Raw genomic sequence first — 20,183 nt, 5'->3', positions numbered from 1 at the left:
TCATCTCCTAACCCTTTAAAATTTCCATAATTTTTTTCTTTACTGTCCGCTTCGTCGACATGTCTTCAAGAAAATCAGCGGGGAAATAGAGCTTATGGTCGGTGCGCCGCTTGCCGGAAATGGCGTCAACAAGCACCGATTCGCGCGACAGCTCGCGCAATTCCCCGTTCGGCATCAACAAGTAAATCGGCAGGCGCTCGCCTTCTTCGCCCGGCCGGTAAAAATCGTACGGCAAATCGGATGACGAATCGACGACTAAGTAATAGTCCGGGTCGATCCCAGCCTTTTTAAACAGGCCGGTCAGCTCGATCAGCTTTGCCATTTGCTCGTTTGTCGGATGGAATTCCGTATATTTGAACAGGCGGCGGTGGACAAACCGCCGGCATAAGTCGCTTAAGATCGGATCCCGCTCGTATTGCCATTGTTGGAAGTAAAACAATATGACCGCTTCATCGAGCGCCAAATAGTCGCCAAGCGTTACATGGCCCTCGAAAAACGACAAAAAGTGAACCGGCTTCGTCTGAAAGGCATACCCGTCTTCGTACAGCTGTTTCGCCCGATGCAAAATTTTCGTCAAAATGACTTCAGCGCTGCGCGTCACCGGATGGAAGTACACTTGCCAATACATTTGATAGCGGCTCATAATGTAATCTTCAACCGCATGCATGCCGCTTCGCTTAATAACCACTTGGTCCTCGCGCGGACGCATGACGCGCAAAATGCGCTCCATGTCAAAATAGCCGTAGCTGACGCCGGTGTAGTACGCATCGCGCAACAAATAGTCCATCCGGTCGGCGTCAATTTGGCTCGAGATGAGACTGACGACGAGCTTATTCGAGTACGTCTTGGCAATCACTTCCGCCACTTTTTGCGGAAAATCGCCATCAACCGCACGCAGCGCGGCATTTACTTCCGTATCGCCTAAAATGATCGCTCTCGTAAAATCTTCATGGTCAAGGTGAAACACTTTTTCAAACGAATGGGAAAACGGCCCATGCCCCAAGTCGTGCAACAGCGCCGCGCATAAGCAAAGAAGGCGCTCGTTATGGTCCCAATGGTCGCGGCCGACGAACACATCGTCGATGATGCGGCGGATGATTTCATAAACGCCAAGCGAATGGTTGAATCGGCTGTGCTCGGCGCCGTGGAACGTCAAATACGTCGTGCCGAGCTGCTTAATGCGGCGCAGGCGCTGAAACTCTTTTGTACCGATCAAATCCCAAATGACTTTGTCGCGAACATGTATGTACCGATGCACTGGATCTTTAAATACTTTTTCTTCATGAAGCTGCCCGCCGGGATACATCGCGTCCTCCTCTTCCGTCTCCAACATACATCTATTATACGCCGTTTCTTTTGGCAAAGAAATAGTTGACTTTTTTCCCCGCCTTTCTCCATTATTGACGGAAAAAACAAAAAATCACCTTCTTTCGGCAAAGAAGGTGACCGATTAGCGTTTTTTCAGTTTTTCGGCAATTTTATCGATCAGTTCGTCTTCCGTCAATGCCGCCACCGGGCGATTGTTGACGAAGGCGAACGTTTTTTTTCGTCCCGGACCGCAATACGACTGGCAGCCGATTTTAATGACCGCATCCGGATCGAGCTTTTTCAAGCGCGGAAGCAATGTCTTTAAGTTCGGCGCCTTGCAGTCATCGCAAACGCGAAACTCGTTCGCCATCACTTTTCATCCCTTTCCACAGCGTTTGCTTTGTGTATTCTACCGCTTTCGCGGGAAAATTGCAAGCAAGCGGCTTTCATTCTTACAAGTTGCCAATCCTGTAAACTCGCAACGTATAATTTTTTTTCTTTTTGCCCATCCTTTTACTAGCAGCGAAAAAGGAGTGGAGAATGATGAAACAACGACAAGACGCTTGGACGGAAGAAGACGATTTATTGCTGGCGGAAACGGTGCTCCGCCACGTACGGGAAGGAAGCACTCAACTAAACGCGTTTGAAGAAGTCGGCGATAAGTTGAACCGGACGTCGGCCGCCTGCGGATTCCGCTGGAACGCGGTCGTCCGCCACCAATACGAAGAAGCGCTGCAAATGGCGAAAAAACACCGAAAAGAGCGGCAGCGGCTGCTCGCCAAACAAGGTGGGGTGAAGAAGCGGCGCCTGTATGAACCGCCGATGCCGTCATTGGAGGAGCTTGGCGACGTAATGCAGTTGCCGGCTGTCATCCCGGCGGCACCGCAACCTCAATCCGTAACGCTTGATCAGGTGATCGCCTTTTTGAAAACGTTCCAATCGCACGAACGAAAACGGGAAACGCTGGTCAAAGAAAACGAGCGGCTGCGCCGCGAAATTGAAGAATTAAAGCAAAAAAATGCGGAACTTGAAGAAAAGGTTGCGAAATTAGAAGAAAACTCGTCAACCGTCCAAGAAGATTTTGAGACGCTTGTCAAAATCATTAACCGGGCACGCAAAATGGTGTTGAAGGAAGAAGAAGAGCGGGGGTTGACTTTCCGCATGGACTCAAATGGAAATTTAGAAAAAATCGCCGAGTAACGACAAAGGATGCCGGGTGAAGATAGCGGCATCCTTTCCTTTTAGTTGGACGTTTACCATCTTTGTTTCCGGCAGCCAAAACGGCCCTTCTCAACGCCGTTGGCGAGCAACGAAGCTCTTTGTCTTGATCACAGCGAACAGACGTTACCCGTTGATGTCTTCCATTGGCTCTTTGGTGAATACGTTGGCATTTCGTTCGACAATGCGCGTCCAATATTGTTCATACCATTCCCATTCTTCACCGTCGAGAACGGACGAATACAAGGCGCCGCCAAGCGATTGCAGCGTGCGCCAAAGGGCGAGCAACAGCTCGTCGACTGACAACTCGCAGCCAATGAGTTCAGACAGCGATGCCATCACCCCCGGGACGACATCGGGGTAAGTGAATTTCGTTTCTTCCCCTTGCCGGCCGATCTCATAAAAGCGGCGAATGAGCTCGCCACGCTTTGCGCCGCTGCCGGTGACGCAAAGATAAACTTGTACCGCGACCCCACCGCGCACGCGCCGTTGGGAGATGCCGGCGAATTTTTTTCCACCGATGCTTAAGTCATAGCTGCCCGGGCAGTATGAGCCAACGACTTCCCCCGCCTCGACGCGGGCGCCGTATGGCGCGAGCATGGCGGCAATGAGCGCATACATCGCCTCATACCCTTGTTCGATGGCGATCTTGTGTTTCGTTTCCGGGAAAATGAGCGAGATGTTCAGCACTCCGCCGTCAAGGACAACAGCCAGCCCGCCGGAGTTGCGGACGACGACGTGGTACCCTTCCTTGCGCAAAAACGAAACGGCCTCATCAATATAAGGAAGCTTAGTGTCGGCGGCGCCTAAGACGACGGTATTCTCATGCACCCACGTGCGGACGACCGCATCCGACTGTCCCGCGCCAACCGCGGTGCATAATGCATCATCGATGGCAAACGATTGTTTCGCATCAAACAGCGGACCGAAATGCGACTGGTCGATGACCCGCCATTTCGGCTGCCGCAGCAGTTCATGGCTCATCGCGAGCAACCCCTTACGTTGAACGTTCCGCTCCCATTATACCACATCAAGCCGGAACCATTACGACCGGCAAAAAAAGAAAGCGGCTAAACAGCAGCCAGCCGCCTTCTTTGACCCCGAGCCATGCATGAACAAGGTGTCGCCCATTCTTTGGCGAAACGAACCGTTTCTGACTTCTTTTTTTCGGTCCGCCGCCTCTTTACTCCCCGAGCGACTGCGCCGCGGTGATGAGCGCGAGCTTATAGGCGTCTTCGGCGCTGCAGCCGCGCGATAAGTCGTTGACCGGCTTGTTCAGCCCTTGCAAAATCGGACCGACCGCTTCAAAGCCGCCGAGGCGTTGGGCGATTTTGTAGCCGATGTTGCCCGCCTCAAGGCTCGGGAAAATGAAGACGTTCGCGTCGCCTTGAATCGGGGAATCGGGCGCTTTCTTTTTCGCCACTTCCGGGACGAAGGCGGCGTCAAATTGGAACTCGCCGTCAACGATGAGGTCCGGCGCCATTTCTTTCGCCAGCCGCACCGCTTCCGCCACTTTTTCCGTCTCCGGCGACGAGGCCGACCCTTTCGTCGAAAAGCTGAGCATCGCAACGCGCGGCGTGAGGCCGAACATGTTCGCCGTGCGGGCGCTCTCGACCGCAATTTCGGCTAAGTCTTGGCTGTCCGGGGCGATGTTAATGGCGCAATCGGCAAACACATATTTTTCCTCGCCGCGCACCATGATGAACACGCCGGACGTTTTGCGGATGCCTGGTTTCGTTTTAATAATTTGCAGCGCCGGGCGGACCGTATCGGCCGTCGAGTGGGCCGCCCCGCTGACAAGGCCGTCGGCTGCCCCTGTATAGACAAGCATCGTCCCAAAATAGTTCTCATCCAGAAGCAGTTTGCGTGCCGCTTCTTCCGTCACTTTCCCTTTCCGACGCGCGACAAACGCGGAAACGAGCTCATCAAACCCGCCATAGCGGCGCGGATTGACAATCTCCACCCCTTCAAGCGGCAAGTCAAGCGCAGCTGCTTTCACCCTTACTGCTTGCTCATCGCCAAGGACGATCGGCTGAAGCACTTGCTCTGCCGCCAAACGGCTCGCCGCCGTCAAAATGCGGTCATCCGTTCCTTCCGGAAATACAATTTTCCGCCCGGTGCCGTCAACTTTCACCTTTAATGCCGTAAATAAATCGTTTGCCACGATTCATGCCTCCTTTATGATCGACTGGCGTTTTCCGTACGAAACACGCCAGCCTTCCTCTACTATTAAGCATACCGCTTTGGATGGGAAACGCAACGCTAGTAAGCCTTTCCAACCAATAATTCACCTTTTGGAACAATTCAGTATCTTTCGCCTAGTGCACGAACATCCGCTTTTTTGGCCAAACTATGATATAGTGATACTGTACGATTGATTGAATAAAGGAGTGACGATGATGAGCGAAGCGGCCCAAACGTTAGACGGTTGGTATTGTTTGCACGACTTCCGCACAATCGACTGGAGCGCGTGGAAAACATTGACAAACGAAGAACGCCAAGCGGCGATTGATGAGTTTTTGGCGCTCGTCGATCAATGGGAAGCGACGGAAAGCGAACAGCAAGGCAGCCATGCCATCTACACGATCGTCGGACAGAAAGCGGATATACTGTTTATGATTTTGCGCCCGACACTTGATGAACTTCATGATATTGAAACGGCGCTCAATAAAACAAAGCTCGCCGAGTATTTGCTGCCGGCGTATTCGTACGTCTCGGTCGTGGAGCTAAGCAACTACTTGGCGTCCGGCAGCGAAGACCCGTATCAAATTCCGGAAGTGCGCCGGCGCCTGTACCCGATTTTGCCGAAAACGAACTACATTTGCTTCTACCCGATGGACAAGCGGCGCCAAGGCCAAGATAACTGGTATATGCTCTCAATGGAACAGCGGCGCGAACTCATGCGCGCCCACGGCATGACCGGCCGGAAATACGCCGGCAAAGTGACGCAAATCATCACCGGGTCGGTCGGTTTGGATGATTTCGAATGGGGCGTCACGTTGTTCTCCGATGATGCGCTCCAGTTCAAAAAGCTCGTTTATGAAATGCGCTTTGACGAAGTCAGCGCCCGCTTTGGCGAGTTTGGTTCGTTTTTCGTCGGCACCCGCTTGCCGGTGGAAAAAGTTTCTTCATTCTTCCATGTATAAAAAAGAGGGGCCCAAACGCGGCAGGGCCCCTTCGCTTATGTTCCTATTCTTCAGGCAACCGGCGAACATCTTCCCCTGAAAGGTCAGCCAAATGAGCGATTTCTTCCGCCGTCATTCCTTTGCACGCCAGTTACAAATCAGCTGTTTCATTCCTTGCTTGATCCCTTCAGGACAAAAAATATTTCATAATCTGATTTCCTTTTTGGCCAACCTCCCCTGTTTTTGTCATATACAGCCCAACTGCCCCATACATATAAATCAGAAATTCCGTTTAAACCGTTTGTCCGCCTGTCACCATTTTCCCGTTCCATCAATAGCCTATTACTGTCGAAATTCACAACGACTGAGGTGACGATATGGGTCAGATCGCTCCCTCCATTGTAGCCCACACAGAAGAGGAAGTAAAGTTGCTGGCTCGGCTCATGCGAGCTGAAGCGGAAGGAGACGGGCGGCTTGGGATGCTCATGGTCGGCAACGTCGGCGTCAACCGCGTCATCGCCGACTGCCTTGACTTCCGCGGCATCCGCTCCATCCGGCAAATGGTGTTCCAAAGCCCGGGCGGCTTTGAGGCGGTGCAAAAAGGGTACTTTTACCAACGGGCGCGCGAAGTGGATATCGGACTAGCCCGCCAAGTGCTCCGCGGTTGGCGCTATCACCCGGCGACAAACGCGCTTTGGTTTTTCCGTCCGCCTGAAGGCGAGCCTTGCCCGCCGCAATGGTTCAACCAATGGAACGTCGGCCGCTACAAGTCGCACTGTTTCTTCGCGCCGACTCCATCCGATTGTCCGCGCGTTTATTAACATGTTTGATGAGGAGGTTTTTTCATGTCCAACCATACAGAAAACAATTTCTATCCGCTTGATGAGGAACAGCAATACCATTACTATGCGCCGTTCGACCCGGAGCGGCAGCAACCGTATGCGGCTTATCCGTACGGTTACCCGTATCCGCAGCCGTACTATCCGGCGGCGTACCCGTATGCCTATTACCCGCCGACGGCTGCTGCGCCGACCTTTGGTTTGCAAGCACCGACGTTTGCCGCCCCGACGCCGACACCGACCACCGCCGCTGCACCCGCCACCGCCGGCCCGACTGTTCCGGGGATGCTGCCGATCGAAGAATCGTACATTGAAAACATTTTGCGGCTAAATAAAGGAAAAATCGCCACCGTCTATGCGACGTTTGAAAACAACCGTGAGTGGAATGCGAAAGTGTTCCGCGGCGTCATTGAAGCAGCCGGGCGCGACCATGTCATCTTAAGCGATCCGCAAACGGGAACGCGCTATCTAATCCCTATGATTTATCTTGATTACGTCACGTTTGAAGGCGAAATCGCCTATGAATATCCGTTTGCCGGCCCGACGGCTGCGGCCGCGACACCGCTCGCCACATATACCCCGCGCTGAGGCGCAACATAGCCCATCCGAAAACCGGCAAAACGGCTCTTTAACTTGGCTGCCTTTTGGCAGCCTTCTTTTTTTAACTGATGTGATGGCTATCACAAACTGGTCCCCATCAACCATATATACTGATGGTAAACGAAACAAAAGAGGGGCTCGCCTATGGTTTGGACAGTACGCGACTTCTTGCTGGGAGTGCACATTGCCGCTGCGATGATATGGGTAGGGGGAATCGCATTCATTGGCTGGGCGGTGTACCCGGCCGCCCAATCAATGCCGCCGCTGCAGCGCCGGTCATTTTTCCGCTCGCTTATGCAGCGGTCGCATCGGCCACTTGCCGCCGCGGGCGCTGTCGTGATCATAACCGGAATCTTGCTCGGTACCGTCGCTGGTCCCATTCACCGTTGGGCGGACGTATGGGGGACTGTTTACGGCCGCTTATGGTTAGCCGCCCTCCTGACCGGGCTCACAACGCTCAGCTGGGGGACGTTTGTCGGCTACCGAAAAGCGATGGCCGTGTTTGCCGATGAACAGCTTTGGCGTCAGGCTGAAGACGGTGACGATGGGCCATTAAAAAAAGCCATGGCGTCGATCGTCGCCGTCCAATCGGTGGAAGCGGCCGGGTTTGTCGTGTTGCTCATATGCATGCTTTTACTTTCTTGATGGAAACGAGGGGGAGACATTGTTGAGCCATAAACATCACAACGAAAGCCAACCGCTGTTTTACCGTTTTTCATGGCTTCACTTAATGCGCCCGCCGACATGGAGCGGGACGATCAGCCCTGTGCTGGCTGCTGCCGCGTTTGCAGCGAAAAAGGCGAGTATGCGGCCCGGCGCGTTGTTGACTATGCTCATCGCCTCTGTCTTGATCCAATCGGCCGTCAACATGCTCAATGACTATTTTGACCGGCTGCGCGGCCAAGACGGCGACAAATGGACGGACACCCCCGGCCATGGCCCTGCCCACCGGCTGATTCCCGCCGCCGCTGGCGTCATGCTCGTTGCCGCCGGCGCCTTGGGCGGGTATTTGGCATGGCAAAGCCATATAGCCGTCGCATGGGTCGGCGTTGTCGCCATCGCATGCGGGATCGCCTACTCGGCGGGGCCGCGCCCGCTCGCTGCGCTTGGGTTGGGCGAGTTAACCGCTGCCATCTGCATGGGTCCGGTCATCACGATGCTCGCCTATGCCGTACACGGCCATGCGCCCGACGCTGCTGTGTTCGCCTTGTCCATCCCGTTTGCCTTCCTCATTGCCTCAATGATTTTGACGAACAATATCCGCGACATCGAAAAAGACCGGCCGTTTCGCCGCACATTGGCCATGCGGCTCGGGCGGAGAAACGCGGTGCGCCTGCTTGTGCTTCTTCTCGTCTCCGCCTATTTATCGATTGCTGCCTTGATCGTTTGGCATGTCGTCCCTTTGTTTGCCGCGATGACAGGGCTTGCGCTGCCGCTTGCTATCCGTCTTTGCCTCTGTTTCCGTCCGGGGGCTAGCCAAGCTGAACAAGCGAACGGCATGAAATGGGCGGCCCGGCATCATTGGGCGGCGGGGCTATTGTTAGCGCTCAGTTTGTGGCTTTCCTTATAAAAACAAAAAACGGAGCGTCCCGCTCGTGCGCTCCGTTTATAGCCATTTCAACGCCGCATAGCCGATCATCACCCAGGCGATCAAAAAGGCGACGCCGCCAAACGGGGTGATCGCACCGAGCGGCTTGATTTGCGTGACACTCAACACGTATAAGCTGCCGGAGAACAGCACAATGCCGGCAAACATCACCCAGCCGGCCGCGCCGATCAGCCCGGCGTTTGGCACCTTGCCAAGCAAAAGTCCGACGATAAACAGCCCGGCCGCATGAAACATCTGGTATTGAACCGCCGTTTTCCACGTGTCCAAATACCGATCCGGAATTTTTCCCTCCAACCCGTGCGCGCCAAACGCTCCCAACGCCACAGCCAAAAACGCGTTGAGCGCGCCGAGGAAGATGAACGTTTTCATCACGATCCCACCTTTCACATTTAGAGATCCCACCTTCCATTATAAATAAGGATATATCCTCGCCACAAATAGCAAAACTCCCATTTCCCCGTAACAGAATCCATTTTTTATTTTGCGCCAACATAACAAACGATGGCAAAAAACTGCCATCGTTTGTTGTCCCTGATCGAATTGTCATGCGGAAGAGCTTCTTTTTCCTCACATCTCTTCCGGTTTTTTCACATCAACATAACGTCCGCAGAAGAAGCCAAGGGCATCTCCGTCTTCGTACGTATAGCGTTTTACTTCTCCCAAAAACAAGATGTGGTCCCCTCCGTCATATTCCCGCCAAGGCGCGCATTCAATGACAGCAAGGCTTCCTTCTAAGTACGGAGCGCATTCGCCCTCCGCCCAAGGAATGGAAAGTTGCGGATTAGGCTTGCCGGCAAAATGGTTCGATAACTCCTTTTGCTCGGTGCGCAAAATATTAACAGCAAAAGAATTTCCGCTCATGTACTGACTTGCTTTTGTTTTCCGGTCAACAGAGACAAGAATGAGCGGAGGCTCAAGGGAGACAGATGTAAAAGAGTTGGCAGTCATCCCCCGCGGTCCCTCCGGACTATTGTACGTAATCACAGTGACACCGGTCGCAAACTTCCCAAAACATTTCCGCAAATCTTTCGTTTCGATCATTTGCTTTTCCCTCCTATCCGTATGTTTTCATTCTCTTCTTCATCATTGTTTCGGGAGCGTTTCTTTTTCATCCAAAGTGACTCCCCCGACACTCCAATGCGACTTCGGGAGTTCGTAAATCGCGATACGAATATTTCCTTTCGGAGCATTTAGCGTACGGGCGATCGCCTCGGCAACTTCGGCAATCATCTGCTTTTTTTGTTCCTCTGTTCTTCCTTCAAGCATGTGAATTTGCACGAGTGGCAACTTTTTCCCCTCCCCATTAAGCAAATCAGTAATTTCATGGTGCGTGTCGATGAAGGGACGCATTCCCCGATGGGGGAAACGTTGTGAACCTTCCTTTCCATCACGCTCAACAACCGTTGATCTACAAGAAACCGTCGTGTTTCACTTGTTCTTCTATTCGGCGTTCCTCACTCAAACACAACTTGCACATCGCCCAAATGGGCAAAACTGGCTTGCACGACATCCCCAGGTTGAACAGCGATCGCTTCTGTAATTCCGCCGGTAAGCACTAAATCTCCCGCTTTTAGCCGCTCCCCTTTGCGGGCCAGCATTTTTGCCAGCATTGCGACAGAACGGGCAGGATGGCCTAACACATTGGCAGGGGTCCCGGTGGCTTTCACTTCCCCATTAATGCGCAGCGTCATTCCGAAAGTTGCGACTTCTTCCTTTTTTGCGCCAACAAGGCGATGACCAAGAACAAATTTTGCTGAAGAAGCATTGTCCGCAACGACATCCGCCAACGTAAAACGAAAGTTTTCATAGCGGCTATCAATAATTTCAATAGACGCCATGAGATGGTCTGTCGCCTCTAACACTTCTTTCTCTGTCACATTCTCTCCGCTCAAGTCTCTGCCTAGCAAAAACGCCACTTCTGCTTCAACACGCGGATGAATAAATGAATTGTAGGAAAGACGTTCCCCATTTTCTACTAACATGCTGGCCAGCAATGTTCCATATACTGGTTCCGACACGTTCATTTGTTTCATCTTAGCCGGGCTCGTCAGCCCCATTTTATATCCGACTGCACGATCCCCTTCCTTTTGTTTATGGGCTATCCATGCCTCTTGAATCGCATAGGCTTCCTCTATGTCAAAGCGATGGGATAAACTGAGACAAGGGATCGCCTTGCGCTGCTTTTCCGCTTCCTCTAAGATCCTCACAATTCCGTCCCATTTTCCGTTTTCCAACAATGTTCCCCTCCCGTTTCGTCTGTCTGTTCCAGCCATGAAGCAGCGGCATTACTAAGCGGCCGTTCAATGTGACATGCTTCCTCTGTCTATGCCAACGCTTCGAAACGGGGGCTTCTCGGACGATCCGTCTCATCGTGGAAAGTGAATCGAGCGGATTCGTTGTCCACCCCGCGGTTCGAAGCCCGGTTCGTCCTTTTTATGGCGCCCGTGCATCTTCCAAAAGAGGAGACTGTTTTTAGGAATGGGCTAAAATTGAACCGACAGCGTTTCCCAACCAGAAAATTCGACGTTCACCTTATCGCCTGGCCGGACATCGACCGCTGCCGATAAAGCACCGGAAAGGACGACTTCTCCAGCCTTAAGCGGAATATCAAACCGGCCGAGAAAATTGGCAAGCCAAGCGACGCTGTATAGAGGATTCCCGAGCGCCGCCGCGCCTGTCCCCGTATTCACCAATGTATCGTTCACATATAGCGCCATTCCGATTTCCGTAACATCGATGTCTTGAAGCGGAATCGCTTCTTTCCCAAGAAGAAACAAGCCCGAAGAAGCGTTATCCGCGATCGTATCAGGAAGCCGGATGTTCCAATCGCGAATGCGGCTATCGACAATCTCGATCGCCGGCACAACCCGATCGACGGCGTTGATGACGTCAAGATGCGTCAGCCCAGGGCCTTTCAATGTTTTTTTGAGAATGAACGCAATTTCTCCTTCCACTTTCGGCTGCAGGAGCTTTTCCCACGGCACACGGTCTCCCGCTTTGATTTCCATCGTATGAAGCAAATGCCCATAATCGGGTTCATTCACTCCGAGAAGCTGCTGCATCGCTTTTGATGTGAGCCCAATTTTTTTCCCGACGATCCGATCGCCTTGATCGACTTTGCGACGGATATTGATCAGTTGAATTTGATATGCTTCCTCCGGTGTCAAGGAAGGGATGTGCGTTGTGAGGGGATCGATCCCTTCCCGCGTTTTTTCCGCTCGAAAAAGACGTTCAGCCAACTCTTCCAATGAAGGCATGAGCTGCTTCCTCCTTAAAATATTTGGCCGATATCACATCATCGTGACATTGGCTGTTTTCTTTTTGATTTCCAAAGCGACGTCGACAATCATATCCTCTTGGCCGCCGACGACTTTTCGTTTGCCAAGCTCGATTAAAATATCGCGGGCATCAACGCCAAACTGTTCTGCTGCGCGAAAAGCGTGAAGAAGGAAGCTGGAATAAACGCCCGCATATCCCATTGTTAAACTCACCCGGTCGATTTGCACGGGGCGGATCATTTTCGGTTTCACAATGTCTTCGGCGGCGTCCATGGCACTGTAAATATCGAGTCCGGTATCAATGCCCCGTTTATCAGCCGCCGCAGCGAACACTTCTAAAGGGGTGTTGCCGGCTCCTGCTCCAAGCCCAGCCAAGCTGCAGTCGATGCGGTCTGCCCCGGCGTCGATCGCAGCAAACGAGTTGGCGATGGAAAGACCGAGATTGTGGTGGGCGTGAAACCCGATTTCCACGTTGGGAGACAACGCTTGCCGTAAAGCGCTGACTTTTTCGCCTGCCTCTTCCGGAAGCATCGCACCGGCAGAATCCACGATATAAACGACATCAGCTCCATATGATTCCATCTTTTTCGCTTCTTCCACAAGAGTGCTTGCCGAAACCATATGGGACATCATTAAAAACCCGACAACTTCCAACCCCAACCGTTTCGCTTCCCCCATATGTTGTTCAGAAATATCCGCTTCTGTGCAATGAGTGGCGATCCGAATCGTTTCAACCCCGATTTCTTTCGCGCGGGCCATGTCTTCGGCTGTACCGATGCCGGGGAGAAGAAGAGCGGTCAGTTTCGCACGTTTGATCGACTCACGCGCTGCCCGCAACAAGTCTTCTTCTGTCTCTTTCGAAAAACCGTATTGAATCGTCGATCCGCCCAAGCCGTCCCCGTGAGTGACTTCAATATGGCTGACACCTAACGCATCAAGTTTAGATGCAATTTCCTTGACATCGTCCACGGAAAATTGGTGTTTGACAGCGTGCATCCCATCGCGCAGCGTCACATCCGTGATTTTGACTTTTTTCTTTTTCATCATATCCGCCTCCTTCTTCTACTCGTTTTTCACTACGGCGAGACGATGTTTAGCCATCTCTTCTGCCACTTTCACCGCTGCTGTCGTCATGATGTCCAAATTTCCAGCGTACACAGGAAGAAAATCGCCAAGCCCCTCTACTTCAATCGACACGTTGACGATACCGTCGCGGAAAAGAATATCCCGATTGAGGCGGTAACCCGGTACGTACGTTTGAATATAAGACACCATATCATGGATGGATTTGATGATGTTCGCTTCCGTTTCTTTGCCGACATCTCCCACTTGGCAGTAAATCGTGTTGCGCATCATAATCGGCGGTTCGGCCGGGTTGAGAATGATGATCGCTTTTCCTTTTTTGGCTCCGCCGATCACTTCGTGAGCTTTCGCTGTCGTTACCGTAAATTCATCAATGTTTTGCCGCGTGCCGGGCCCGGCGCTTTTGCTTGAGACGGTGGCAACAATTTCGGCATACTCGACCGGGGTGACCCGTTGCACGGCATAGGTGATCGGCACTGTCGCCTGGCCGCCGCATGTAATCATGTTGACATTCAACGTATCCAGATGCTCATGAAGATTCACGGCCGCACAAACGTAAGGCCCACGCGCTGCAGGGGTAAGGTCGATCGTCTGGATACCGAGAGTCTGCAATATTTTTGCATGGCGCACATGAGCTTTCGCGCTCGTGGAATCAAATACAATGTCCGGATGCACGCCGGCGTCGATCGCTTGTTTTAACCCTTGATCAAACGTCTCCAATCCCTTCTCTTTCGCCCGCTTCAAACCTTCGGATTGAGGATCGATGCCAATCATCCAGACAGGCTCGACCCACGGGCTGCGCAAAAGTTTATACATAAGATCAGTACCAATGTTCCCAGACCCGATAATGGCGGCTTTCAGCTTTTTGACGGCTGTCATCGGTTTCTCCCCCTTCTTAAAGTTTGACTGTAATGTTGGTCAGTTCGGAATAAAAATCGATGCTATGTGCTCCCCCTTCTCGTCCGATGCCGCTATGTTTCATCCCGCCAAACGGGGTGCGTAAATCGCGCAAAAACCATGTATTGACCCAAACGACCCCAGATTCGATCTGATGGGCGACGCGATGCGCTCGTTTTAGGTCACTCGTCCAAATCGTCGCACTCAATCCATAGTCGCTGTCATTAGCCCGGGCGATGACTTCTTCTTCTGTGTCGAACGGAAGGACGCACGCCACAGGACCAAAGATTTCTTCTTTGACTACGCGGCATTGGTCATCGACATCCACAATAATGGTCGGCTCCAAGTAATAGCCTTTTTCAAGGCCTTGCGGACGCTTTCCTCCCACTAGGATGCGCCCTTCGCTGCGGGCGATGTCTAAATAGCCGGATACACGTTCCAAATGCTCCTTGCTAATTAAGGCGCCTACATCTGTTTTCGAATCAAACGGATCGCCGACGACAAGCTGCTTCGTCCGTTCCACAAACCGTTCAAGAAATTGGTTATAAATCGGACGTTGTACGTAAATGCGCGATCCCGCTAAGCATACTTCCCCTTGATTGGAAAAACTAGATTTGATCGTTGTTTCGATCACATCATCTAAATCCGCATCGCTAAAGATGATGTTCGGGTTTTTCCCCCCTAGTTCAAATGACAGACGTTTCAATGACTTTGCCGCTGCAGCCATGATCGTTTTTCCTGTATGGGTCTCCCCGGTAAATGAAATGGCATTGACATCCGGATGCTCTGTCAAAAACTGGCCTGCCGAATGAGGACCGAAGCCGTGAACAATATTGACGACTCCATCCGGCAATCCGGCATCCTTCATCACTTCCGCAAGCAGGGTCGCTGTCATCGGCGTCAACTCTGCCGGCTTCGCAACGATCGTGTTCCCCATAGCGAGAGCTGGAGCCATTTTCCAAGTAAGCAAAAGCAACGGCAAATTCCACGGGTTGATTAGCCCGACGACGCCTACCGGCCGGCGGATCGCATAATGAAACTGGCCTGAATCCATCTGGTACGATTCCGTCCCCACAGAGTGAAGATAATCGGCAAAAAAGTGAAAGTTGTACGCCGCCCGCGGAATGTCGAGATGAGCGGACAACGAGTAAGGTTTCCCTGTATCGAGAGATTCCAATCTAGCAAACTCTTCTTTTCGCTCTAAAATGAGGTCGCCAATCCGTCGAATGACAGCGATGCGGTCATGAATGGAATATTTGCCCCATTCCCCTTTCAACGCGCGTTTGGCCGCTTGTACGGCACGGTCAATTTCTTCCCTCCCCCCCTCGGCAACCCAACCGAGCTCCTCTTCGGTTGCGGGATTGATGTTCGTAAACCGCTCCCCTGACTCAACGAACTGGCCATTAATAAAGTGACGGCAATGGAAGGTGAACCCCACTTTTTTGATCCCCTTTCGTTATCTTATATAATATCAAATATAATATATTATATCGAATTTTCTAAACATGATACCACATTTGTTCGCGGACGACAAGCGTCCGGGATGTTGGCCACGATCACGAAATCTCCTGGCTATTAGATTTTATTGGTGAAAAATTGGAGAACGAGCTGGTGAAACGCATGGCGAAGTTCAATTTGTGTCCAGTGGCTGCATTGGCCAAAAATGGCTAGTTTCATGTTTGGCAAATGTTGTGCTAAGTAATGGCTCGTTTCAACTGGAATAATTGGATCTTCGCGTCCATGGATGAGTAAAACTGGCTGCTCGATTCGCCGTAAGGATGCGGCTGGGACGACTAAATCATCGACATGTTGTTGCCGCGGAGACGGAAACATAGCTTCATATGAACGGCGAATTTCGGGTTGAAGGGCTGAGGCTAACCGCATTTCGGCAATCTCGCTTAATTGATCCCGCAAAAATTGATCGTCATAGGCAAACCAACGAATGATTTGCATCATAGTTTCTTTCGAAGCATCTTCGTAAAAGCCCCAAATGCGATCTAACTCTGTCGTAATTGGAAATGGCGCGCCGACCGGACCCATGAGTGTCACGCGATTGATCCGTTCAGGAATATGAAGCACTAAATGAAGGGCAACAGCTCCTCCTAACGAATTTCCTACCACATGCGTCCGCTCAATGTGTAAAGCATCCAACAGTTGTTTCAATTGTTCAATCCATATTTTCAACCAAGCCCGTGTCCCTTGTGGAGGAGAATCAGGCTTCTCACTTTTTCCAAAACCGATCAAATCGGGAGCGATGCTATAAAAACCATGCTCGCTAAAAAACGGAAGCGCATGTTGCCAATTGGAAAACGCCGTTGCTCCAGGTCCGGAACCGTGAATGAAAAGAATAGTCTCTTTTCCTTTCGGACCAGCTTCATGCAAATGCGTTTGGTACGCTCCTGTTTGGATGTAAATATCATTCATATTTTCCATATCCGTCTCCTCCATCATTGATAGTTTCCCTCTTGAAAACTATAGGCGTGGAAAGTCAAAGAAAACCGGTATTTTCCGTCAACGGATGGCCCGCTTAGAAGGATGATAAAACGAGAACCATCTGCCGGAAAATAGCGTGAAAAGGGCGGCTAGCAGATTTTTGACATACGAAACCTTTCTTTTCTTAACCCGACTTTCCACCCTAATCAGCTGTCTGTTAGACGACAACCGCCTATCCCCGTTTTTCCGACGATTTTTTGATTATGGAGAGATAGTCATGAAACGCCCGTTTCTTTTGAATGTACATCCATCTTTCCATCTCTTCTTCATTTTGCTCTTTCAATGCTTCGATCATCATCCAATGTTCTTTTTGGGATTCAACCATGCTTGCCGGTGTTTGGACAAAAATCCAACGCGACCGCGCTGATTTTTCCCATACCGTATTGACAATGCGGTACAATTCTTTCCATGATGAAAAACTGTAAAGCAATTGATGAAACTCATAATTTAATTGGGAATACTGGGCGGTGTCGTTTTGTTCAGCGCATTCATCCATTTGTTTGACAAGCTGTTCAAGTTGGGCAATGGCGTTCTCATCCACCCCTTTTACCGCCGTGCGAGCTAAAATCGGTTCTAACGCCAGCCGGATTGTAAAAAGTTCCTCCATCTCCTCGAGTCGCACCGGCGCCACCCTTGCACCGACAAACGGCGTTCTCTCGACCCATCCCTCTGCTTCCAGCCTGCGGAGAGTCTCCCGCACCGGTATTGAGCTCGTGCCCAACTCGCGGGCAAGATGATCGACGACAAGACGTTCACCGGGCGCTAACTTTCCGCTCAAAATCGCCTCCTTTAATTGCTCGTATACCCATTCCGAACGAGTTAACGGCATTCGCGCCATCAAAATAACCTCCTATATATTAACTAGGGCCATCAGGCATCCTCTTTACTATTATTTTTATTAGATATTTTATCATTTTTCGCCTCACCACCGCTAACGCTATTTTTAAAAAATTACGAACCATCCGCCTAAGCCCGAGGAATACTTTTCTCGTTGGGAATCAACGATGAACGGCAACCGTTCCGGACGAACGAAAGCAGCCCTCCATCCGGCTTCCCGGCGTTAAAAATAAAGGTTCTGTCATTCCTCCCGTTATCATGACTGAACCGGCTGTCAACAAATTGAATGAGCTCGTCTTGAATCGTATACGCGTCATTCACTGTCATTTCAGGCTACTCGGCCGTGAGCGGAGGAATGAGCTTTCACGCGCCCGCCATAGACGTTGTGCCAACTCCCGATGCCGTGCAGATGCCATTTGCTCCCCCTCCCTTCGGCTCTCGGCATGCCTCGTGAGACTCGATGGGGTGATTCGTATGGAGTTTTCATAGAACTGTTTGCATACGTCTAAACTGCCTTTGTAGTGAATCGATGACAACTTATATGATGCCTAATAGCTTCTCCGCTTCTTTCCAACGGCCTGTCGTAATGAGTGACCGAATTCTTGTGGATGAAATCACTTCGCCGGAGTCACAGCGAATCGGATCGATTGACCGAACATGAAAAACGGCGGCCAGCTCATCGATACTCCCTTCCCGATTGCGGCCAAACCGAAAGTCGCGGCCCACCCATATTTCTACGGGATGGAGTATGCGCAGTTCTTCCATAAATGACGCGGCACTACGCGTTATATAATGTTCGTTAAAACGGGCAACGATCACCTCATCGACTCCGAGCTTTTCTAAACGCTTTAGCTTCTCATCGATCGGCGTGATCATCGGCATGTTTTTTAAGTAGCATCGGGGCGGAGGATCAAACGTGTAGACGACAGCCGGAACACGAAACATGGCTGCCCGTTCAACCACTTTCCTAATCAGCGCTTGATGTCCTAAATGAACACCATCAAATGCGCCTACCGTCACTACGGATGAAGAAAGAGACAACTCATGGGGACGGTACAAACGCACAGTCATCACATCCTCTTTCCCCAGTTTGAAAGACGTTGCGAAATTGGCACAAACTATAGGACCGTATGAGCCAGATCCGCATGGACAAGACCCGAATCTGGCTCATACCCATCCGACAAACTAATGCGATTTATTTCTTGCGAATGAGGCTTACATCGTCCGGATTCACAAGATCCGGAACAGTCCACCCGTTCAGATCGTACTCCGCCATACACTGTTCAGCGAACTCTGTAAACCGTTTGGCATCGCCGTTGTTCAGCGCCAACAAAAGAACCTCAAGCCGAATATTCTCATGGTTGCCGCCGTAGTTGCGCTCATATAGTTCATGCCGGCCGCCGAATTCCGATCCGATCGCATCCCAAAGGAGCTTTAATAATTTGACGCGGCTTTCTGCATCGTATCCGTTTGATCCGCGCACATACTTTTCAAGGTAAGGACGAATCTCCGGACTCAGGAAGTCCGCCGCATGTGACGGGAGATAAATCAGTGAACTAGCCAAATCTTTCTCAATTAAATCTTTAATTTTTGGATAAGCCTCCGTCGCAAACACCCGATACGCCAAGCCGGCGGCAAGGTTCGGCAGCACATAATCCCCGGTCCAAGGTTCAGGATTCCGCACTTGAGCTTCCGACAGCGACCAGAATAGGTGACGCCAAGCCAATATTTCGCCTACCCGGGCTTGAACGCCACGGAAATCTTTGACCCCTGTCGCTTCAGTCGCCTTAAGTACGAGTCCGGCAATAAAGTCCAGTTTCACCGCCAACCTTGTCAGGCCATGGAGGGTATAGCGATTGATAAACCCGGAAAGCGGAAAGAACGCATTGACCTTCTCAATATCGCCATAGATAAAGATGTTCTCCCATGGGACAAGGACATTGTCGAAAACTAAAATCGCGTCGTTCTCGTCCAATCGGCTCGACAACGGATAATCGAACGGACTTCCTGTTGCCGCCGCCACAAACTCATAGGACGCCCGGCTGATCAATTTTACCCCCGGTGCGTTCATCGGCACGGTGAACGTCAGCGCAAATTTTTTATCTTTCACTGGAACCGGTCCATAATGGCTTACGAAATTCATATGCGTCAACGCGCTTCCCGTCGCCACAACTTTCGCACCGGACACAACCAGCCCCGCATCGGTTTCTTTCACAACATGCATAAACACATCTTTCGCTTCTTCAATCGCTTTATTCCGATCAATTGGGGGGTTTACAAGAGCATGGTTCCAAAACAATAGCTGCTCTTGCGTCTTTTTATACCACTGCTTCGCGTTTTCTTGATAAGGGGCGTAAAAATCACTGTTTGCCCCTAACGTCCCGATAAAAGCTGCTTTATAATCGGGCGATCGTCCAAGCCAACCGTACACGACACGCTGAAGTTCTGCGATCGTGTCGCGGCCCTTGATTAAATCTTCGGCGCTTTTCGCAGCGACAAAATATGGATGCGTCCATCCCCCGCTTCCCGTATCGGTCGGCACTGTCCACTTCCAGTTTTCCGGTCCGCCTTTCTCCTGATCTTCCGCATGCAGCTGATGAAGGCGATCATACCAGCGGGCAAACATCCGCGTCGCATTCCGATAAGCGGGGTGTGTCGTCACATCTTTGATTCGTTCCCCATACACATAAACTTCACGCCCATCGCGCAGGCTCTCTAAATACTCCTCCCCCGTAAAGGGGCGAACAGCCTTTTTTTGTTCGATTGCCATCCAAATCCCACCTTTCGTTTTTTGCAGCTCTTCACCTACACGTGCACTTGACGATGTAGCGGCGTTTAGATGGCCTGTCAAGCACAACCTTCGGTGAAGAGCGGGTTTGAACAGAGAAACTATTCT

General features: G+C 51.4%; 22 protein-coding genes. 6 read left to right on the top strand and 16 right to left on the bottom strand.

The window, feature by feature from the left end; all coding sequences use genetic code 11:
• Positions 1-7: 7 nt before the first annotated feature.
• Together ACTVDO_RS02865 and ACTVDO_RS02860 are read right to left on the bottom strand one after the other, a co-directional pair.
• Positions 8-1,306, bottom strand: a complete 1,299-nt coding sequence (locus tag ACTVDO_RS02865; RefSeq protein ID WP_020961556.1) for an HD domain-containing protein — start codon at positions 1,304-1,306, stop codon at positions 8-10.
• Positions 1,307-1,450: 144 nt separating this feature from the next.
• Positions 1,451-1,678 carry a DUF1450 domain-containing protein gene (locus tag ACTVDO_RS02860; RefSeq protein ID WP_020961557.1) on the bottom strand — a complete coding sequence of 76 codons (228 nt, stop codon included), beginning with the start codon at positions 1,676-1,678 and terminating at the stop codon, positions 1,451-1,453.
• Positions 1,679-1,851: 173 nt separating this feature from the next.
• Between ACTVDO_RS02860 and ACTVDO_RS02855 the strand changes: the two genes are divergently transcribed.
• The gene (locus ACTVDO_RS02855) at positions 1,852-2,508 is read left to right on the top strand and encodes an RsfA family transcriptional regulator (protein ID WP_020961558.1); all 657 of its coding nucleotides are present in this window, start codon (positions 1,852-1,854) and stop codon (positions 2,506-2,508) included.
• Positions 2,509-2,652: 144 nt separating this feature from the next.
• On the opposite strand, the gene ACTVDO_RS02850 is transcribed toward ACTVDO_RS02855, so the two are convergent.
• Positions 2,653-3,510, bottom strand: coding sequence for a lipoate--protein ligase family protein (locus tag ACTVDO_RS02850; RefSeq protein ID WP_020961559.1), 858 nt, complete (start codon positions 3,508-3,510; stop codon positions 2,653-2,655).
• A gap of 199 nt (positions 3,511-3,709) precedes the next feature.
• The gene (gene pta / locus ACTVDO_RS02845) at positions 3,710-4,690 is read right to left on the bottom strand and encodes a phosphate acetyltransferase (RefSeq protein ID WP_020961560.1); all 981 of its coding nucleotides are present in this window, start codon (positions 4,688-4,690) and stop codon (positions 3,710-3,712) included.
• 235 nt (positions 4,691-4,925) lie between these two features.
• Between pta and hemQ the strand changes: the two genes are divergently transcribed.
• The 5 genes from hemQ (at position 4,926) to ACTVDO_RS02820 (ending at position 8,660) form a co-directional block, all read left to right on the top strand.
• Positions 4,926-5,672 (top strand): hydrogen peroxide-dependent heme synthase, encoded by a 747-nt coding sequence (gene hemQ / locus ACTVDO_RS02840; protein ID WP_020961561.1) that lies wholly within the window; start codon positions 4,926-4,928, stop codon positions 5,670-5,672.
• Positions 5,673-6,028: 356 nt separating this feature from the next.
• A complete protein-coding gene (locus tag ACTVDO_RS02835) occupies positions 6,029-6,472 on the top strand; it encodes a cell wall hydrolase (protein ID WP_020961562.1) in 444 nt (147 codons plus the stop codon).
• A gap of 24 nt (positions 6,473-6,496) precedes the next feature.
• The gene (gene gerQ / locus ACTVDO_RS02830) at positions 6,497-7,078 is read left to right on the top strand and encodes a spore coat protein GerQ (protein ID WP_020961563.1); all 582 of its coding nucleotides are present in this window, start codon (positions 6,497-6,499) and stop codon (positions 7,076-7,078) included.
• A gap of 156 nt (positions 7,079-7,234) precedes the next feature.
• Positions 7,235-7,735 carry a hypothetical protein gene (locus ACTVDO_RS02825; protein WP_020961564.1) on the top strand — a complete coding sequence of 167 codons (501 nt, stop codon included), beginning with the start codon at positions 7,235-7,237 and terminating at the stop codon, positions 7,733-7,735.
• 22 nt (positions 7,736-7,757) lie between these two features.
• Complete coding sequence (locus tag ACTVDO_RS02820) at positions 7,758-8,660, top strand: prenyltransferase (protein ID WP_020961565.1); 903 nt, start codon at positions 7,758-7,760, stop codon at positions 8,658-8,660.
• Between the two features lie 36 nt (positions 8,661-8,696).
• Here the strand turns inward: ACTVDO_RS02820 and ACTVDO_RS02815 are convergent, their stop codons facing one another.
• The 12 genes from ACTVDO_RS02815 to ACTVDO_RS02760 all read right to left on the bottom strand — a co-directional run bounded on the left by ACTVDO_RS02815 (position 8,697) and on the right by ACTVDO_RS02760 (position 20,057).
• Positions 8,697-9,068, bottom strand: coding sequence for a DUF423 domain-containing protein (locus ACTVDO_RS02815; protein ID WP_020961566.1), 372 nt, complete (start codon positions 9,066-9,068; stop codon positions 8,697-8,699).
• Positions 9,069-9,266: 198 nt separating this feature from the next.
• The gene (locus ACTVDO_RS02810; RefSeq protein ID WP_020961567.1) at positions 9,267-9,740 is read right to left on the bottom strand and encodes a flavin reductase family protein; all 474 of its coding nucleotides are present in this window, start codon (positions 9,738-9,740) and stop codon (positions 9,267-9,269) included.
• Between the two features lie 42 nt (positions 9,741-9,782).
• The gene (locus tag ACTVDO_RS02805) at positions 9,783-9,986 is read right to left on the bottom strand and encodes a 4-oxalocrotonate tautomerase (protein WP_041268044.1); all 204 of its coding nucleotides are present in this window, start codon (positions 9,984-9,986) and stop codon (positions 9,783-9,785) included.
• Positions 9,987-10,153: 167 nt separating this feature from the next.
• Positions 10,154-10,933 carry a 2-keto-4-pentenoate hydratase gene (locus ACTVDO_RS02800; RefSeq protein WP_020961569.1) on the bottom strand — a complete coding sequence of 260 codons (780 nt, stop codon included), beginning with the start codon at positions 10,931-10,933 and terminating at the stop codon, positions 10,154-10,156.
• A gap of 249 nt (positions 10,934-11,182) precedes the next feature.
• Positions 11,183-11,956, bottom strand: coding sequence for a 2-keto-4-pentenoate hydratase (locus ACTVDO_RS02795; protein WP_020961570.1), 774 nt, complete (start codon positions 11,954-11,956; stop codon positions 11,183-11,185).
• A gap of 33 nt (positions 11,957-11,989) precedes the next feature.
• The gene (gene dmpG, locus ACTVDO_RS02790) at positions 11,990-13,024 is read right to left on the bottom strand and encodes a 4-hydroxy-2-oxovalerate aldolase (RefSeq protein ID WP_023817795.1); all 1,035 of its coding nucleotides are present in this window, start codon (positions 13,022-13,024) and stop codon (positions 11,990-11,992) included.
• A gap of 15 nt (positions 13,025-13,039) precedes the next feature.
• Positions 13,040-13,939 (bottom strand): acetaldehyde dehydrogenase (acetylating), encoded by a 900-nt coding sequence (locus ACTVDO_RS02785; RefSeq protein ID WP_020961572.1) that lies wholly within the window; start codon positions 13,937-13,939, stop codon positions 13,040-13,042.
• A 16-nt stretch (positions 13,940-13,955) separates the two neighbouring features.
• Complete coding sequence (locus ACTVDO_RS02780; RefSeq protein WP_020961573.1) at positions 13,956-15,395, bottom strand: aldehyde dehydrogenase; 1,440 nt, start codon at positions 15,393-15,395, stop codon at positions 13,956-13,958.
• 137 nt (positions 15,396-15,532) lie between these two features.
• Complete coding sequence (locus tag ACTVDO_RS02775) at positions 15,533-16,408, bottom strand: alpha/beta fold hydrolase (RefSeq protein ID WP_442900985.1); 876 nt, start codon at positions 16,406-16,408, stop codon at positions 15,533-15,535.
• 214 nt (positions 16,409-16,622) lie between these two features.
• Complete coding sequence (locus tag ACTVDO_RS02770; protein ID WP_020961575.1) at positions 16,623-17,288, bottom strand: GntR family transcriptional regulator; 666 nt, start codon at positions 17,286-17,288, stop codon at positions 16,623-16,625.
• Between the two features lie 536 nt (positions 17,289-17,824).
• Positions 17,825-18,358 (bottom strand): FAD synthetase family protein, encoded by a 534-nt coding sequence (locus ACTVDO_RS02765; RefSeq protein WP_020961577.1) that lies wholly within the window; start codon positions 18,356-18,358, stop codon positions 17,825-17,827.
• A gap of 124 nt (positions 18,359-18,482) precedes the next feature.
• Positions 18,483-20,057 carry a 4-hydroxyphenylacetate 3-hydroxylase N-terminal domain-containing protein gene (locus ACTVDO_RS02760; protein ID WP_020961578.1) on the bottom strand — a complete coding sequence of 525 codons (1,575 nt, stop codon included), beginning with the start codon at positions 20,055-20,057 and terminating at the stop codon, positions 18,483-18,485.
• Positions 20,058-20,183: the final 126 nt, after the last annotated feature.

Origin of the sequence: Geobacillus sp. BK01 (assembly GCF_052220245.1) — a bacterium.
Classification (GTDB): Bacteria; Bacillota; Bacilli; order Bacillales; family Anoxybacillaceae; genus Geobacillus.
Note: the sequence above shows the minus strand (reverse complement) of the source record. Positions and strands in the feature narration are given on the sequence as shown.

What these genes read in the sequence shown, in the direction of transcription:
- ACTVDO_RS02865 (WP_020961556.1), bottom strand. Translation starts at nt 1,306, where the DNA reads ATGTATCCCGGCGGGCAGCTTCATGAAGAAAAAGTATTTAAAGATCCA.
- ACTVDO_RS02860 (WP_020961557.1), bottom strand. Translation starts at nt 1,678, where the DNA reads ATGGCGAACGAGTTTCGCGTTTGCGATGACTGCAAGGCGCCGAACTTA.
- ACTVDO_RS02855 (WP_020961558.1), top strand. Translation starts at nt 1,852, where the DNA reads ATGAAACAACGACAAGACGCTTGGACGGAAGAAGACGATTTATTGCTG.
- ACTVDO_RS02850 (WP_020961559.1), bottom strand. Translation starts at nt 3,510, where the DNA reads ATGAGCCATGAACTGCTGCGGCAGCCGAAATGGCGGGTCATCGACCAG.
- hemQ (WP_020961561.1), top strand. Translation starts at nt 4,926, where the DNA reads ATGAGCGAAGCGGCCCAAACGTTAGACGGTTGGTATTGTTTGCACGAC.
- ACTVDO_RS02835 (WP_020961562.1), top strand. Translation starts at nt 6,029, where the DNA reads ATGGGTCAGATCGCTCCCTCCATTGTAGCCCACACAGAAGAGGAAGTA.
- gerQ (WP_020961563.1), top strand. Translation starts at nt 6,497, where the DNA reads ATGTCCAACCATACAGAAAACAATTTCTATCCGCTTGATGAGGAACAG.
- ACTVDO_RS02825 (WP_020961564.1), top strand. Translation starts at nt 7,235, where the DNA reads ATGGTTTGGACAGTACGCGACTTCTTGCTGGGAGTGCACATTGCCGCT.
- ACTVDO_RS02815 (WP_020961566.1), bottom strand. Translation starts at nt 9,068, where the DNA reads ATGAAAACGTTCATCTTCCTCGGCGCGCTCAACGCGTTTTTGGCTGTG.
- ACTVDO_RS02810 (WP_020961567.1), bottom strand. Translation starts at nt 9,740, where the DNA reads ATGATCGAAACGAAAGATTTGCGGAAATGTTTTGGGAAGTTTGCGACC.
- ACTVDO_RS02795 (WP_020961570.1), bottom strand. Translation starts at nt 11,956, where the DNA reads ATGCCTTCATTGGAAGAGTTGGCTGAACGTCTTTTTCGAGCGGAAAAA.
- dmpG (WP_023817795.1), bottom strand. Translation starts at nt 13,024, where the DNA reads ATGATGAAAAAGAAAAAAGTCAAAATCACGGATGTGACGCTGCGCGAT.
- ACTVDO_RS02785 (WP_020961572.1), bottom strand. Translation starts at nt 13,939, where the DNA reads ATGACAGCCGTCAAAAAGCTGAAAGCCGCCATTATCGGGTCTGGGAAC.
- ACTVDO_RS02775 (WP_442900985.1), bottom strand. Translation starts at nt 16,408, where the DNA reads ATGATGGAGGAGACGGATATGGAAAATATGAATGATATTTACATCCAA.
- ACTVDO_RS02770 (WP_020961575.1), bottom strand. Translation starts at nt 17,288, where the DNA reads ATGGCGCGAATGCCGTTAACTCGTTCGGAATGGGTATACGAGCAATTA.
- ACTVDO_RS02765 (WP_020961577.1), bottom strand. Translation starts at nt 18,358, where the DNA reads ATGACTGTGCGTTTGTACCGTCCCCATGAGTTGTCTCTTTCTTCATCC.
- ACTVDO_RS02760 (WP_020961578.1), bottom strand. Translation starts at nt 20,057, where the DNA reads ATGGCAATCGAACAAAAAAAGGCTGTTCGCCCCTTTACGGGGGAGGAG.